This is a genomic window from Mycobacterium sp. E2497 (genome assembly GCF_001668695.1).
Lineage (GTDB): Bacteria > Actinomycetota > Actinomycetes > Mycobacteriales > Mycobacteriaceae > Mycobacterium.
Genome location: NZ_LZKD01000149.1, coordinates 1 through 14,354, shown reverse-complemented (window position 1 = coordinate 14,354; position 14,354 = coordinate 1). Strand labels below are relative to the sequence as shown.

At 69.7% G+C, this 14,354-nt stretch carries 9 protein-coding genes; 2 read left to right on the top strand and 7 right to left on the bottom strand.

Going from position 1 to position 14,354, the window contains the following annotated elements; all coding sequences use genetic code 11:
- The 3 genes from A5713_RS13610 to pruA all read right to left on the bottom strand — a co-directional run.
- The coding region (locus A5713_RS13610) for a DUF222 domain-containing protein (RefSeq protein ID WP_156751875.1) at positions 1-800 on the bottom strand (800 nt) is incomplete at its 3' end.
- A 223-nt stretch (positions 801-1,023) separates the two neighbouring features.
- The gene (locus A5713_RS13605) at positions 1,024-1,986 is read right to left on the bottom strand and encodes a proline dehydrogenase family protein (protein ID WP_068096188.1); all 963 of its coding nucleotides are present in this window, start codon (positions 1,984-1,986) and stop codon (positions 1,024-1,026) included.
- Positions 1,986-3,617, bottom strand: a complete 1,632-nt coding sequence (gene pruA, locus A5713_RS13600) for an L-glutamate gamma-semialdehyde dehydrogenase (protein WP_068096192.1) — start codon at positions 3,615-3,617, stop codon at positions 1,986-1,988. Before pruA ends, A5713_RS13605 begins: the two co-directional genes overlap by 1 nt.
- 81 nt (positions 3,618-3,698) lie before the next feature.
- Here pruA and A5713_RS13595 point away from each other — a divergent pair, with 81 nt between their 5' ends.
- Together A5713_RS13595 and fadD21 are read left to right on the top strand one after the other, a co-directional pair.
- The gene (locus A5713_RS13595; RefSeq protein ID WP_068096186.1) at positions 3,699-5,312 is read left to right on the top strand and encodes a CdaR family transcriptional regulator; all 1,614 of its coding nucleotides are present in this window, start codon (positions 3,699-3,701) and stop codon (positions 5,310-5,312) included.
- A gap of 5 nt (positions 5,313-5,317) precedes the next feature.
- Positions 5,318-7,057 (top strand): fatty-acid--AMP ligase FAAL21/FadD21, encoded by a 1,740-nt coding sequence (fadD21, locus tag A5713_RS13590; RefSeq protein ID WP_068096184.1) that lies wholly within the window; start codon positions 5,318-5,320, stop codon positions 7,055-7,057.
- Positions 7,058-7,071: 14 nt separating this feature from the next.
- Here the strand turns inward: fadD21 and A5713_RS13585 are convergent, their stop codons facing one another.
- The 4 genes from A5713_RS13585 to pks2 form a co-directional block, all read right to left on the bottom strand.
- On the bottom strand, positions 7,072-7,389 hold the full coding sequence (locus tag A5713_RS13585) for a hypothetical protein (protein ID WP_068096181.1): 318 nt from the start codon (positions 7,387-7,389) through the stop codon (positions 7,072-7,074).
- Positions 7,386-8,651, bottom strand: a complete 1,266-nt coding sequence (gene sat / locus A5713_RS13580) for a sulfate adenylyltransferase (RefSeq protein ID WP_068096179.1) — start codon at positions 8,649-8,651, stop codon at positions 7,386-7,388. The genes A5713_RS13585 and sat overlap by 4 nt, the downstream gene beginning before the upstream one ends.
- A 70-nt stretch (positions 8,652-8,721) precedes the next feature.
- Positions 8,722-9,405 (bottom strand): adenylyl-sulfate kinase, encoded by a 684-nt coding sequence (gene cysC, locus A5713_RS13575; RefSeq protein ID WP_068096190.1) that lies wholly within the window; start codon positions 9,403-9,405, stop codon positions 8,722-8,724.
- 294 nt (positions 9,406-9,699) lie between these two features.
- The coding region (gene pks2 / locus A5713_RS13570; RefSeq protein ID WP_068096177.1) for a type I polyketide synthase at positions 9,700-14,354 on the bottom strand (4,655 nt) is incomplete at its 5' end.

Genomic DNA, 14,354 nt, shown 5'->3' with positions numbered 1-14,354 from the left:
CAGGTCAGGTAGCGGCGGTCATCCTCGGTGAGCAGCGGACCCAGATGCAGCGCGGCGGCGGGCTGCTCGACATCGAGGTGCACCACCACCGTGGTGTGCTGCCCGTGCGGCCGGCGGGCCGCCTCGGCATCCCACCCGGTCTCGACCAGGCGCATGAACGCCTCGACGGTGCCCGGCAGTGGCGGTGCGATCTCCGCTGGGATGTCGTCGTTGTCGCGGTCGTGTTTCCATTCGGCGATCAGCGCATCCCGATGAGAGGCCAAGGCGGCGTCGAACTTCGCCGCGTCCACGTGCGGCAGCCTGATGCGCCAGCAGGTGAACTCCTCATCAGCGGTCTTGGTGATCGCCGGCTGCGGTTGCGGCCGAGTCTGAGGTTCGGGTCGCGGTTCCAGCTTGACCGCGGTACGCAGCTGGTTGACCGTGGCGACCCGCGCCAACTGCGCGTAATGCTCATCAGACCCCTCACCCGCTTGCGCGGCGATGACCCCGACCTGATCCAGCGACAGCCGACCCTCCCGCAGGCCCTGGGCACACCGCGGAAACTCCTGCAGCCGGTGTGCCACGGTGCTAATCGTGTGGGCATTCGCCGACGACAAGCCCAGCTTCCAGGCCACCAACGCCGCCACCGAGCGCGCACCCGTGACACCACAGAGCTCGTCGCGATCCAACTCAGCGACGATCTCCACGATGCGCCCATCAATCGCATTGCGCTGACCCGCCAACTCCGCCAACTCCTCGAACAACCCATCCAGGCGCTCGGCAGGGGTAACTGCAGCCGGAGGCGAGGCGGTAAAAGACATAACCACATCATCGCAGCGACCACCGACAAATTTCGGCTGTCTCCGGGGCGACGGTCGTCAGCCACCAAGCCAGGCAGCCTGATTGGCCACCAGACGCCCCACCGTCGCTATGGCTCAACGCCCGCGCCTCGAGTGTGCGCCCAGGGCTTTGACTGTGCGGACAGGGCGGTGATCGTCGGCGTGTCGCCGCCCTGACGGCACACGCAAAGCCGTGAGCTCCCACTCAGTGCCCGCGCTGCGCCAGCGCCCGCAGGAAGAACGTCAGGTTCGCGGGCCGCTCGGCCAGGCGGCGCATGAAGTAGCCGTACCACTGGGTGCCGAACGGCACGTAAACGCGGACCCGGTTGCCGGAGTCGGCGAGCCGTCGCTGCTCCCCATCGCGGATGCCGTACAGCATCTGATACTCGAAATCCGTTGTATCCCGACCCACTTCGCGGGCCAGCGCGGGCACCTCCTCGATGATCGCCGGGTCGTGGGAAGCCACCATGGGGTAGCCCGAACCGGCCATCAACACCCGCAGGCAACGCAGGTAGGAATCGGTCACCGCGGCGGGGTCGCGATAGGCCACCGCCGCCGGTTCGTCGTAGGCGCCCTTGCACAACCGGATTCGCGCCCCGGCGTCGGCGAATTCCCGGCAATCGCCCAACGTGCGCCGCAGGTAGGCCTGCAACGCCACGCCCAGCCAAGAGAAGTCGTTCCGCAGATCGCGCACGATCGCCAGCGTGGAGTCCGTCGTCGTGTGGTCCTCGGCGTCCACCGTCACCCACACGCCGGCGCGCTGCGCCGCTTCGCAGATCGCGAAGGCGTTCTCCCGGGCGATCTTCTCACCGTCGCGACCCAGCGCCTGCCCCAGGGCCGACAGCTTCAGCGACACCTCGAGCGGCCGGTCGGCCGCGTCATCGCCGAACCGGGCCAGCCGGTCGATCAGGTCCCGATACACCGCCACCGCCGAGTTGGCGGCGCCGGCGTCGGTGACGTCTTCACCGAGGTAGTCGAGGCTGACGCACCGGCCCGAACCACGAAGCGCCGCAACGCTGCCCAGCGCGCTGTCGATGGTCTCGCCGGGAACGAAGCGGTGCACCACCCGACGGGTGATGGGCAGGCCTTCGGCGGCCCGGCGCAATCCCGGTCGCCGGCTGGCGGCCATGATCGCCGGGCGCAGCGTGCTGGCGAACACGCCGGTCATCACTCGGCCGCCATGTGCGGGTAGGTATGGTGGGTCGCCGGGACGAACGTCTCCTTGATGGTGCGGGCCGACGTCCAGCGCAACAGGTTCAGCACCGAGCCGGCCTTGTCGTTGGTGCCCGAGCCACGCGAACCACCGAACGGCTGGCGCCCGACGACCGCGCCCGTGGGTTTGTCGTTGACGTAGAAGTTCCCGGCGGCGAAGCGCAGGCGCTCCTGCGCGGCCAGCACCGCCCCGCGATCATCGGCGATGACCGCGCCCGTCAGCGCGTACCGCGAGCCACCGTCGATCACGCCGAGGATGCGTTGGTAGTCGTCGTCGGGGTACACGTGCACCGAAAGCAGCGGACCGAAATACTCGGTGGCGAACGACTCGTCGGCCGGGTCGTCGGACAGCAGCACCGTGGGACGTACGAAATAGCCGACGCTGTCGTCGTATTCGCCGCCCACCGCGATGGTGACGTGGGCGGCGCTCTTCGCCCGCTCGATCGCCTCGACGTTCTTGGCGAACGCCCGCTCGTCGATCAGCGCCCCGCCGTAGTTGGTCAGGTCGGTGACGTCGCCGTAGCGCAGCGCGGCGGTCTGGCCCAGGAAGTCGTCGCCGATGCGCCGCCACACCGAGTGCGGGATGAACGCCCGCGACGCCGCCGAGCATTTCTGGCCCTGGTAGTCGAACGCACCGCGAATCAGCGCGGTGCGCAGCACATCCGGCCGCGCCGAAGGGTGCGCCACCACGAAGTCCTTGCCGCCGGTCTCGCCGACCAGCCGCGGATAGCTGTGGTAGCGACCGATATTGGCGCCCACCTGCTGCCACAGGCGCTGGAAGGTGCCGGTGGACCCGGTGAAGTGGATGCCGGCCAGCCGCGGGTCGGCCAGCGCAACGTCGGACACCGCGAACCCGTCGCCGGTGACGAGGTTGATGACGCCGGGCGGCAGCCCCGCGGCCTCCAGCAGCCGCATGGTCAGGTAGGCCGACAGGGTCTGCGTGATCGACGGCTTCCACACGACGGTGTTGCCCATCAGCGCCGGCGCGGTCGGCAGGTTGCCCGCTATGGAGGTGAAGTTGAACGGCGTGATGGCGTAGACGAATCCGTCGAGCGGGCGATAGTCACTGCGATTCCATTCGCCGGGCCCGCTGATCGGCTGCTGCGCCAGGATCTGGCGCGCGAACTCCACGTTGAAGCGCCAGAAGTCGACCTGCTCGCAGGGCGAGTCGATCTCGGCCTGGTAGACGGACTTGGATTGGCCCAGCATGGTCGCGGCGGCGATCTTCTCCCGCCACGGCCCGGCCAGCAGGTCCGCGGCGCGCAGGAACACCGCCGCGCGCTCGTCGAAAGGCATTGCCGCCCAGGCGGGTTTCGCGGCCATGGCGGCGTCGATCGCCGCCGCCGCGTCGGCGTGCACGGCGTTGGTCAGGGTGCCCAGCGTGGCGGCGTGCCGGTGCGGTTGGACGACGTCGATGCGATCACCGTCGCCCATCCGGTGTCTGCCGCCGATGACGTGCGGGAGGTCGATCGGGTGGTCGGCCAGCGCGGCCAGCTCGGCACGCAGCCGGTCGCGTTCCGGGGATTGCGGCGCGTAGTCGTGGACCGGCTCGTTGGCCGGCAGCGGCACCTGGGTTATCGCGTCCATGCCGCCAGGATCCTCGCCGCGGCGCCCCACGGAATTAGCCGATCGGACAGCATGGTCGCCCTCTGATAGTACGATCGGACAATGGCCGGTGTGGGGCTGGGTCAGCTGTTGTTGGCGCTGGACGCGACGCTGGTCAGCCTGGTCGAAGCGCCGCGGGGCCTGGATCTTCCGGTGACTTCCGCCGCGCTGATCGACGGCGACGACGTGCGGCTCGGACTCGCGGCGGCCGTGGGGTCGTCCGACGCGTTCTTCCTGCTGGGGGTCGCCGACGACGAGGCGCTGCGCTGGGTGAGCAAGCAGGCCCGCGAGCGGGTGCCGGTGGCGGTCTTCGCCAAGGAACCCTCGAACGCCTTGGTGAATGCGGCGGTGGGGGCCGGCTCGGCGGTGGTCGCCGTCGAACCGCGGGCCCGCTGGGAACGGCTCTATCAGTTGGTCAGTCACGTGCTCGAGCATCACGGCGACCGCGCCGACGAGACCGAGGACTCGGGCACCGACCTGTTCGGCTTGGCGCAGTCGCTGGCCGATCGCATCCACGGCATGGTCAGCATCGAGAACGCCCAGTCGCACGTGTTGGCGTATTCGGCCTCCAACGACGAAGCCGACGAGCTGCGCCGCCTGTCCATCCTGGGCCGGGCGGGGCCGCCCGCGCATCTCGAATGGATCGGCCAGTGGGGCATTTTCGATGCGCTGCGGGCCGGCGATCAGGTGGTGCGCGTGGCCGAACGTCCCGAGTTGGGCCTGCGGCCGCGGCTGGCCGTCGGGATCTACCAGCCCGCGTTGGACGCGCGGCGACCGCCGACGTTCGCCGGCACCATCTGGGTGCAGCAGGGCTCGCAGCCGTTGGCCGATGACGCCGAGCAGATGCTGCGCGGTGCGGCGGTGCTCGCCGCGCGGATCATGGCGCGGTTGGCGGCGCGGCCGTCCACGCACGCGCGGCGGGTGCAGCAGCTGCTGGGCCTGATCGACGGCGAACCCGACCCGGCCGCCGTCGCGCGCGAACTCGGCGTCACCCCCGACGGCGACGCGGCGCTGATCGGCTGGGACACCGCCGACGCCGCGGCCGACGGCACGCCCCGCCAGGCGCGGTTGGCCGACGTGATGGCGTTGAGCGCCAGCGCCTTTCGGAGCGATGCCCAGGTGGCCTCGCGCGGATCGCGGATCTATGTGCTGCTGCCCCAGACGCAGACCCGTTCGGTCAACTCGTGGGTGCGCGGCACCGTCGCGGCGATGCGCGCCGAGCTCGGGGTGCAGTTGCGGGCCGCCATCGCCGCTCCCGTCACCGGCCTGGCCGGGATCGCCGCGGCGCGCGCCGAACTGGACCGCGTGCTGGACAGCGCTGCGCGCCATCCGGTTTCGATGCCACAGGTGACGTCGCTGGCCGAGGCGCGCACCACCGTCCTGCTCGACGAGATCCTGGCCCTGGTCGGCCGCGAAGACCGGCTGGTCGATCCGCGCATCGCCGAGCTGCGCGCCCGGGAACCGGTGCTGGCCGAGACCCTGCGGGTGTATCTGGACGACTTCGGCGACGTCGCGGCCGCCGCGCGGTCGCTGCACGTGCATCCCAACACCGTTCGCTACCGCGTGCGCCGCATCGAGAGGTTGTTGTCGACGTCGTTGGCCGATCCCGAGGTGCGGCTGCTGTTTTCGGTGGGCTTGCGACTGCCGGGTGGGCCCCGGGGCGAGGCGGTAACCTAACGCGCATGCAGAACGCGTCCGTGGTCGCCCTGCTGCGTGAACGCGCCGGGCTCCAGCCCGACGACGTGGCGTTCCGCTACACCGACTACGAGCAGGATTGGGCGGGCGTCACCGAGGCGTTGACGTGGGCGCAGCTGTACCGGCGGACGCTGAACGTCGCGCACGCGGTCAGGCGGCATGGGGCCGTGGGCGACCGCGCCGTGATCCTCGCTCCCCAAGGGCTGGCCTACATCGTGGCGTTCCTGGGCGCGATGCAGGCCGGGCTGATCGCGGTCCCGCTGTCGGTACCCGCGGCCGGCTCGCACGACGAACGGGTGAGCGCCGTCCTGGCCGACACCACACCCACCGTCGTCCTCACCACGTCCGCGGCCGCCGGAGCCGTCTCCGACCACCTCCGGCAACCGGGCTCGACGGCCACGCCGGCCGTCGTCGAGGTCGACGCCCTCGATTTGGACGATGCGGGCGCTCCGAGCATCCGGGTGAGCGGCGCCCCAGGCACGGCGTACCTGCAGTACACCTCCGGATCCACTCGGCTGCCCGCCGGGGTGATGATCTCGCACCGCAACCTTCAGGTGAACTTCCAGCAGCTGATGGCCGACTATTTCGTCGAGGCCAACGGCGTCCCGCCGCGCGACACGACCGTGGTGTCGTGGCTGCCCTTCTATCACGACATGGGTTTCGTGCTCGGCGTGATCGCGCCGATCCTGGGTGGCTACCGCGGTGACCTGACGAGCCCGGTGGCCTTCCTGCAGCGCCCGGCGCGGTGGATCCACGCGATGGCCAACGGCGCACCGGTGATGTCGGCGGCGCCCAACTTCGCCTTCGAGCTGGCCACCCGCAAGACGTCGGATGCCGACCTGGACGGCGTCGACCTGGGCAACGTGCTTGGCATCATCAGCGGCGCCGAGCGCATCCATCCCGCCACGCTGGACCGATTCTGTAAACGGTTCGCCCCGTACAACTTCCGCGATCACATGATGCGCCCCTCCTACGGCCTCGCGGAGGCGACCGTCTACGTCGCCAGCCGCACCCGGGGCGGCGCCCCGGAGGTCGTTCACTTCGAACCCGAGCGGTTGTCGGAGGGGGCGGCGCAACGGTGTTCGGCGCAAACCGGCTCACCGCTACTCAGCTATGGCACGCCGAGGTCGCCGGCGGTGCGGATCGTCGACCCGGACACCGGCAGGGAACGCCCGCCGGGGACGGTCGGCGAAATCTGGGTGCACGGCGAGAACGTGGCCGGCGGCTATTGGCGGAAGCCGGAGGAAACCGAGCGCACCTTCGGCGGCACCGTGACCGACCCGTCACCGGGCACGCCCGCGGGACCGTGGCTGCGCACCGGTGATCTCGGCTTCGTCTCCGAGGGCGAGATGTTCATCGTGGGCCGGATGAAGGATCTACTGATCGTGTACGGGCGCAACCACTATCCCGAGGACATCGAGTCGACGGTCCAACAGATCACCGGGGGCCGGGTCGCGGCGATCTCCGTCGCGGTGGACGAGTCCGAAAAGCTGGTGACCATCATCGAATGGAAGAAGCGCGGCGATTCCGCCGAGGACGCGTTGCGCCGGCTCGACACCGTCAAAAACGATGTCACCGCGGCGATTTCGAGCTCGCACGGCCTCAATGTCGCCGATCTCGTGCTGGTGCCCCCGGGTTCCATCCCCACCACGACGAGCGGCAAGATCCGTCGCGCCGCCTGCGTCGAGCAGTACCGCCGCCAGCAGTTCACCCGGTTGGACGCCTGAGCGGACGCGCCCCGCTAGGGTTGCGATTCGGCAAGGAAGCTGTCCATCACGTCAGGGCCCGTGGAGTGCAGCGCGATGGACAACTGCAACAGCCTGTCCTTGACCTTCTTGGGTAGCAACTCGATGGACTTGGTGGTGGCGGAGTCGTATTTTGCCCCCGGAAAGCGTTGCAGGACAACGTCTTTCTGCTCTTCGGTGGTGTAGATCTCCAGAAGCTTCATGCCTGCGAACGCTTCCTTCGCCGAGTCGGCCATTCCGGCCTTCGCCAGCGCCTCGAGCCGCTCCTCGTTGATCCACACGTTGACCTTGATCTTGTTCTCCTCGCCGCTCACGAGTCGGCCCCCTCCAACTGGTTCAGGGTGAACACGGGCAGCCGGTCCCTCAGGTACTCCTCGGTGACGAACGGCGAGCCCTGGCCGTACTCGGCGGCGGCCTGAAGCACCACCTCGAACACCTCGTGCCGCATGACCTGCTGCGTCGGCTTCACCTCGTCGGTGAGGATGCTTCGGATCAGGCTTCCGCTGAAGCTCTGCGCCTTGGCGTCGTGGCCGCACAGCGCCGAGTTGGTCACTTCGCGGCATTCGGGGCAGTACCAATTCTCCCGGAGGAACACCGGTTTGATGTCCAGCTCCGAGCGGTGGTCCTGAAGGAGGTTCTGCGAGTCGTAGGGATGGTAGAAGTCGCCGACGCCGGCGTGGTCGCGCCCGAACATATGGTGCGTGCAGCCGAGGTTGGTCCGCAGGATGGCGTGGAAGATCGCCTCCCTCGGTCCGGCGTAGCGCATGTCCCACAACGTGAAGGTCACCTTGTGGACGTCTTCCCGGAAGTAGCCGCTGGTCCTCAGCGCGTCCTGGGTCAACAGGATCGCCTCGTCGATGTAGTCGCCCACCCGCTTCTGCCCGATGATGGCGTTGACGAGCACTCCGGTGTTCAATTCGTCGACGGGCTGGTCCTCATTGGCGGCCAGCCACGCCTGCTTCATCAGCGCCTCGTGGCCGGTGTGTGGGACGTTGCGGGTCTGATGGGCCACGACGTGGTTCCAATTCTTCTCCGCGAGCGCGTCGTGGTGCTGCTTGGGCGTGAGCCAAAAGCTCTTGAAGGGCTCGTTGAACACCGGCTCGTTGATGAGCGTGATGTCTCCGGCCACGAACCGGTTCTCGTACGCCAGCGTCTTCTTCACGCCCGGGTGCCGTGGGTCCGTTGTGCCGTAAGTCTTCTCGGCCAGGCGCTGCAGGTCGTACTCGTAGATCTCGGTGACGTCGAGGATGGCGAGGGGGACGTCGAGGTATTCCAGCACCACGCCGGAGCCCTCGTCGACGCCCAGCCTCTCGATGTCGTCCGCCGACAGGTCGAAGACGATCGGGATGCTCCACAGCGTGCCGTCGGGCAGCGCCAACTTGTCCAGCGTGGTATCGACCTCTTGCCGCCCCATGAACCCGGTGAGCGGCGTGAAGAACCCGTAGGACAGGCTGATGACCTCGTGCGCGGTCGCCTTCGATATGGGCACTCGCGCCAGGCCCTGGATCCGGCCGGCCGCGTTTTCGGTGGATACCCGCTCCACGATCGGCTTGCCGTTGTGACCCGTGTAGCTCATCTGATGCCCCTCGTTTCGCCGCCCAACACTTTCTTCGAACAGTCCGGCGCCTGTTCCGATTCCTAGACCCCTAGACCTCGAGGGCACCGTCGCGGCTGCGCGCGAGGGCCGGGACGACGCCGACCTTCTCGAGGTGGGCAATCACCTCCTCGGCCAGTGTGTCCGCGTCCTTGTGACCGCCCGCGAGTCGCAGTTCCGGTTGGACCGGGGCCTCGTAGGGATCGTCGATCCCGGTGAATCCCTTGATCTCCCCCGCCCGGGCCTTCTTGTACAGCCCCTTGGGGTCGCGCCTTTCGCAGATCTCGAGCGGGGTATCGATGAAGATCTCCTGGAAGTCGCCTTCGACGAGCGTTTCCCGCACCGCGTCGCGATCGCGCCGGTAGGGACTGATGAAAGCCGTCAAAGCGATGACACCGGCCTCACAGAACAGCTTCGAGACGGCCCCGATGCGGCGAATGTTCTCTTCGCGATCTTCCGCGGAGAAGCCCAGCCCGAACCTCTTGGCGAACTCGACCCCATGCCGTGGTTCGAGGGTCTCCGGTCCGGCGTTGAGCCCATAACGGACGTTGTCCCCGTCGAGGAGATAGCTTCGGACACCCCGCTCGTAGAGCTTCTGCTCGACGGTGTTGGCCACCGTGCTCTTACCGCTGCCGCTGAGACCGGTGAACCACAGGACGCAACCCCGATGCCCGTTGAGTTTCTCGCGGCTGCTGCGACTGATGTGGTGTTCATGCCAGGTGATGTTGTTCGACATGCTCAGCTCCACGCTCTCGGGAAACTCTCCTGACGACCCTCACCGGGTCGCCCGCCGGTCAAACCGGGCTGTCGCCGGTCTTCTACTTAAGATGGCCAATTTACAGGAGTTTTCCACTGCACCGCCACCGCGCCGCCGTCCCGGTCGGCCTCCACGACCTGCCGGTGACCGTCGCCTCAGGTGCCGGCCTGCCCCGGCCCATCGGGGCCGGTTAGCACCACGATGAGTTGAATGTCGCCGTGATGGCCGTTGCGCTCACGGCGACGCTTCCTCCGCAGAGGCCGGCCGCTTGGGTCAGGACGCCGACGACGCGGTCTCGGCAGCGGCCAACTCGTCGCACAAGTGCTCGGCCAAGTCACGCACCGTCGTGATCTTGGTGGGGCTCACGCGCACACCCGTTTCGGTTTCGATCCGGGTTCGCAGCTCCAGGTTGCCGAGCGAGTCCAGGCCGTAATCGGACAGCGGGCGGTCGGGATCGATCGTGCGCCGCAGCAACAGGCTGATCTGGCCGGAGACCAGCCGACGGATGGCGGAGGGCCACTCCTCGCGGGGCAGCGCCTTGAGTTCGGCCAGGAATTTGCCCGTGTCCGGTCTGCCCTGGGCCACCGATCCGAACTCCTCGGCGAAGCGGCTGCGCTGCGCGAACGACGTCAGCCACGGCGTCCCCATGATCGGCGCGTAGCCCGAGTAGGGCCGGTCGTAGCGCAGCAGGGTTTCGAACGCGCGGTAGCCCTCGGCCGGGGTGATCGCGATGCCGGCGTCTTCCGCCAGAGCCGTGGCGCGCCCGACCTCGGACCACGCGCCCCACGCGATGGTGGTGCCCGGCAGGCCCTGGGCGCGGCGCCAGTGCGCGAACGCGTCCAGCCAGCTGTTGGCCGCCGCATAGGCGCCCTGCCCCGGGGAGCCGACCAGGGCGGCGGCCGAGGAGAACGCGCAGAACCAGTCCAGTGGCTCGCGGGCTTGCCCTTCCTGCAAGGCCAGCTGCAGGTGCCGGGCACCGTAAACCTTCGGCGCCCAGCACCGGTCGATCAGTTCGTCGGTGACGTTGGTCAACGTCGCGTCCTCCACGACCGCGGCCGCGTGCAGCACCCCGCGTACCGGCAGCCCGGTCGCACCCGCGGACGTGACCAGGCGTTCGGCCGTGCCCGGCTCGACGATGTCGCCGCACTCCACCACGATGTCGGCCCCGGCGGCGCGCAGCCGCTCGATGGCTTGGCGCGCGCGCTCGTCGGGTGCCGAGCGCGAATTGAGCAAGATGCGCCCGGCGCCGCCGGCGGCCATCTCGGCGGCCAGGAACAGGCCCAGGCCGCCCAGGCCGCCGGTGACGATGTAGGCGCCGTCGGTGCGGAACGGCCGCACCTGCTCCGGGGGGACCGCCGCCACGGTGCGCCCCGCGCGCGGCACGTCGAGCACCACCTTGCCCGTGTGTCCGGCGGCGGCGACCAGGCGGACCGCGGTGGCCGCATCGTGGATCGGGTAGTGCGTCGTCCGCGGTGGCGGCAGCTCGCCGTCGGCCGTGCGTTGGTACACGGTGGTCAGCAGGCGACGGACCGTCTCGGGGTGGCTGAACGTCAGCAGTGCCAGATCGACCGCGAACAACGACAGGTTCCGGCGGAACGGGAACAGCCCCAGGCGGGTGTCGCCGTAGATGTCGCGCTTGCCCAGCTCGACGAACCGCCCGCCGAAGGCCAGCAGCTCGATGCCCGCGCGCTGCGCGGCGCCGGGCAGCGAGTTGAGCACCACGTCGATGCCGTACCCGCCGGTGTCGCGGCGGATCTCGTCGGCGAACGCCGTGCTGCGCGAATCGTAGACGTGCTCAATCCCCATGTCGTGCAGCAGTTGCCGGCGCTGCGGGCTACCCGCCGTCGCGAACACCTCGCAACCCGCGGCCCTGGCGATCGCGATGGCGGCCTGCCCGACTCCCCCGGTGCCGGAGTGGATCAGCACCTTGTCGGTAGGCGCGATGCGGGCCAGGTCGTGCAGGCCGTACCACGCGGTCGCCGCCGCGGTCGGCACCGCCGCCGCGTCGTCCAGCTGCATGCCGTCCGGCAGCGTGACCGCGTGCCGGGCGTCGGCGAGGACGAAGGTGCCCCAGCATCCGTTCCGGGACAGCCCGCCGACCCGGTCGCCGACCTTGTGCTCGGTGACGCCCGGGCCGACGGCGGTCACCACACCGGCGAAGTCCCCACCCAGCTGCTGCCGGTAGCCCTCGAAGGTGGGATAGCGGCCGAAGGCCACCAGCACGTCGGCGAAGTTGATCGTGGACGCGGCCACCGCGACCTCGATCTCCCCGGGCCCCGGCGGCACGCGGTCGACCGCGGTGAACTCCAGCGATTCGAGGTCGCCCGGGATGCGGATCTGCAGGCGCATGCCGTCGCGCCCGTGATCGACGACCGTGCTGCGCCGTTCGGCCGGGCGCAGCGGCCCGGGCCGCAGCCGCGCGGTGTACCACTCGCCGTCGCGCCACGCGGTCTCGTCCTCTTCTGATCCGCTCTTGCACTGCAGCGCAACGTGTTTGGGTTCGGTCGCCGCGTCGATGTCGATCTGGGTGACGCTCAGGTGCGGATGCTCGGAATCGATCACCCGCAGCAGTCCGCGCAGCCCGGCCTGCTCGAGGTTTGCCACGTCGCCGGCGGCCACGGTCGCGGCGTTGCGGGTCAGCACGAAAAGCCGGGGCGCCTCGCCGGGCAGCTCGGAGAGCTCACGGGCGACGGCCGCCAGGTGCGAAACGTAGTCGCGGCCGCGACGGCTCTCGTCGGTGCCGCCGGCACCCGGCGCGGTCACCACGACGACACCGGTGAGGCCCTTCAGCGGCGCGTGCCCATTCGAGGGCAGCTCGCCTGCGCCGGACAGCAGCGCGCGCAACCGACCGGGTGCCACCGAGCCGAGCGGCAAAGACACCGTGGTGCATTGGGCGCCATCGCAATTCAACGCCTCGCCCAGTCGGGCCGTCACCGGGTCCGCCACGTCGCAGGCGCTGAGCAGAAGCCACGAACCCGGCTCGCCGCCGGGCGGGTCCGGGAGTTGCGAGGCCTCCCATTCGATGGTCAGCAACCGCTCGTTGAGCAGCCGGTGTGACCGCTCCTCTTCGGAGACCCCTCCGGCCAGCCGCAGTCCCTCGATCCTGCACAGCACGGTTCCGGCCGGGTCCAGCACGTCGAGGTCGGCCTCGCACTCGCCGGGGCGCGACGACGTCACCCGGGCGAGGCAGTATTGCGCATTGCGCGTCGAGGAATAGCTGCGCAACCTGCGCACACCGACCGGCAACAGCAGGCCGCCCGCGCCCGCCTCCTGCACCCGGGGATGCACGACGACCGACTGGAAGCACGCGTCCAGCAGGGCGGGGTGAACGGCGTAGCCCGACTGCTGCGAACGGATCGCACCGGGAAGGGCCACCTCGGCGAGCACCGTGCCGGCGTCCGGGTCGCCCACGAGCGCCGCGGCCAGACCCGAGAAGGCCGTGCCGTATTGAATCCCGATGGCGTCGAAGGCCTTTCGCAATTCGGCGCCGTCCATGCCGGACGGGTGATCGGCGATCAGGGTGGCCATGTCATGGGCGCCCGGCTGCCCGTCCGCTTCCTCGAGGGCATGCAGGACAGCGCCCGCCCGGCGCACGCGTTCGCCCTCGTCGTGGGTGTCCACCGTGAACTCGAGGACCGCGGGCGCGACCACCGTCGCCGCCGAGGATGCCCGCGTCCGGTCGTCCAGCAACAGCGTCTGCTCGAACGTGACGTCGCGCACCTCGGAGCGTTCGCCGAAAACCGCGCGCGCGGCGGCCAGCGCCATCTCGCAGTAGGCGGCGCCGGGCAGCGCGGCCACGTGGTGGATTCGGTGGTCGCCGAGCCAGGGGTGCGCCTCGGTGCCGATGTCCCCCTGCCAGACGTGGCGCTCGGGTTCCTCGGGCAGGTGCACGTGCGCGCCCAGCAGCGGATGGACGGCCTGGACGGCGGCGCCCTGCGCCTGCTCGGTGGCCTCGCGGCTGAGCATCAGCCTGCGATGCGTCCAGGTCGGCAGCGGGGCGTCCACCAGACGCCCGGTGGGGTACTGCACGGAGAAATCCACCGCGGCGCCGGCGCTGTGCACGTCGGCGACGAAGCCGCGCAACCCGGCCGGCAGCTCCTGCTCGCGGCGCATGGCGGCGAGCGCCGCGATGGGCATGTCCAGGCCGCCGGCGTTCTGCTCGACGGCGTGGGTGAGCAGCGGATGCGGCGCCAGTTCCCCGAAGACCCGGTAGCCGTCCTTCAGGGCGGCCTGCACGGCCGCCGCGAATCGCACTGTGTAGCGCAGGTTTTCGGCCCAATAGTCGCCGGTGAACGACGGCCGTTCGCGCGGGTTCCACAGCGTCGCCGAGTAGTAGGGAACCTGCGGTTCGACGGGCTCGAGCCCGTCGAGCGCCTCGAGGAGCTCGTCGAGGATCGGTTCCACCTGCGGCGAGTGCGAGGCCACGTCCACCGCCACCTCGCGCGCCATGATGTCCTGCTCCTGCCAGGCCGCGACCAGGTCGCGGATTTCCCGCGCGTCGCCGCCGACGACAGTCGACGTCGGCGAGGCGACCACGGACAGCACGACGTCGGAGATCCCGCGAATGGACAGTTCCGACAACACCTGCTGGCCGGGCAGTTCCACCGACGCCATGGCGCCGCTACCCGCGATCCGCGCCATCAGTTTCGAGCGGCGGCAGATGACGCGGACCCCGTCGTGCAGCGTCAGCCCGCCGGCGACCACCGCGGCCGCCGATTCACCCAGGGAATGCCCGATGACGGCGCCGGGGCGCACGCCGTAGGACGTCATCGTCTCGGCCAGCGCGACCTGCATCGCGAAGATCGTCGGCTGTACCCGGTCGATGCCGGTCACCACCCCGGGCGCCGACATGGCCGCGGTGACCGAGAACCCCGATTCCGCAGCGATCAGCGGTTCCAGCTCGGCGATGGTCGCGGCGAAGACCGGCT

What these genes read in the sequence shown, in the direction of transcription:
- cysC (WP_068096190.1), bottom strand. Translation starts at nt 9,405, where the DNA reads ATGTCGAACAACATCACCTGGCATGAACACCACATCAGTCGCAGCAGC.
- fadD21 (WP_068096184.1), top strand. Translation starts at nt 5,318, where the DNA reads ATGCAGAACGCGTCCGTGGTCGCCCTGCTGCGTGAACGCGCCGGGCTC.
- pruA (WP_068096192.1), bottom strand. Translation starts at nt 3,617, where the DNA reads ATGGACGCGATAACCCAGGTGCCGCTGCCGGCCAACGAGCCGGTCCAC.
- sat (WP_068096179.1), bottom strand. Translation starts at nt 8,651, where the DNA reads ATGAGCTACACGGGTCACAACGGCAAGCCGATCGTGGAGCGGGTATCC.
- A5713_RS13595 (WP_068096186.1), top strand. Translation starts at nt 3,699, where the DNA reads ATGGCCGGTGTGGGGCTGGGTCAGCTGTTGTTGGCGCTGGACGCGACG.
- A5713_RS13605 (WP_068096188.1), bottom strand. Translation starts at nt 1,986, where the DNA reads ATGACCGGCGTGTTCGCCAGCACGCTGCGCCCGGCGATCATGGCCGCC.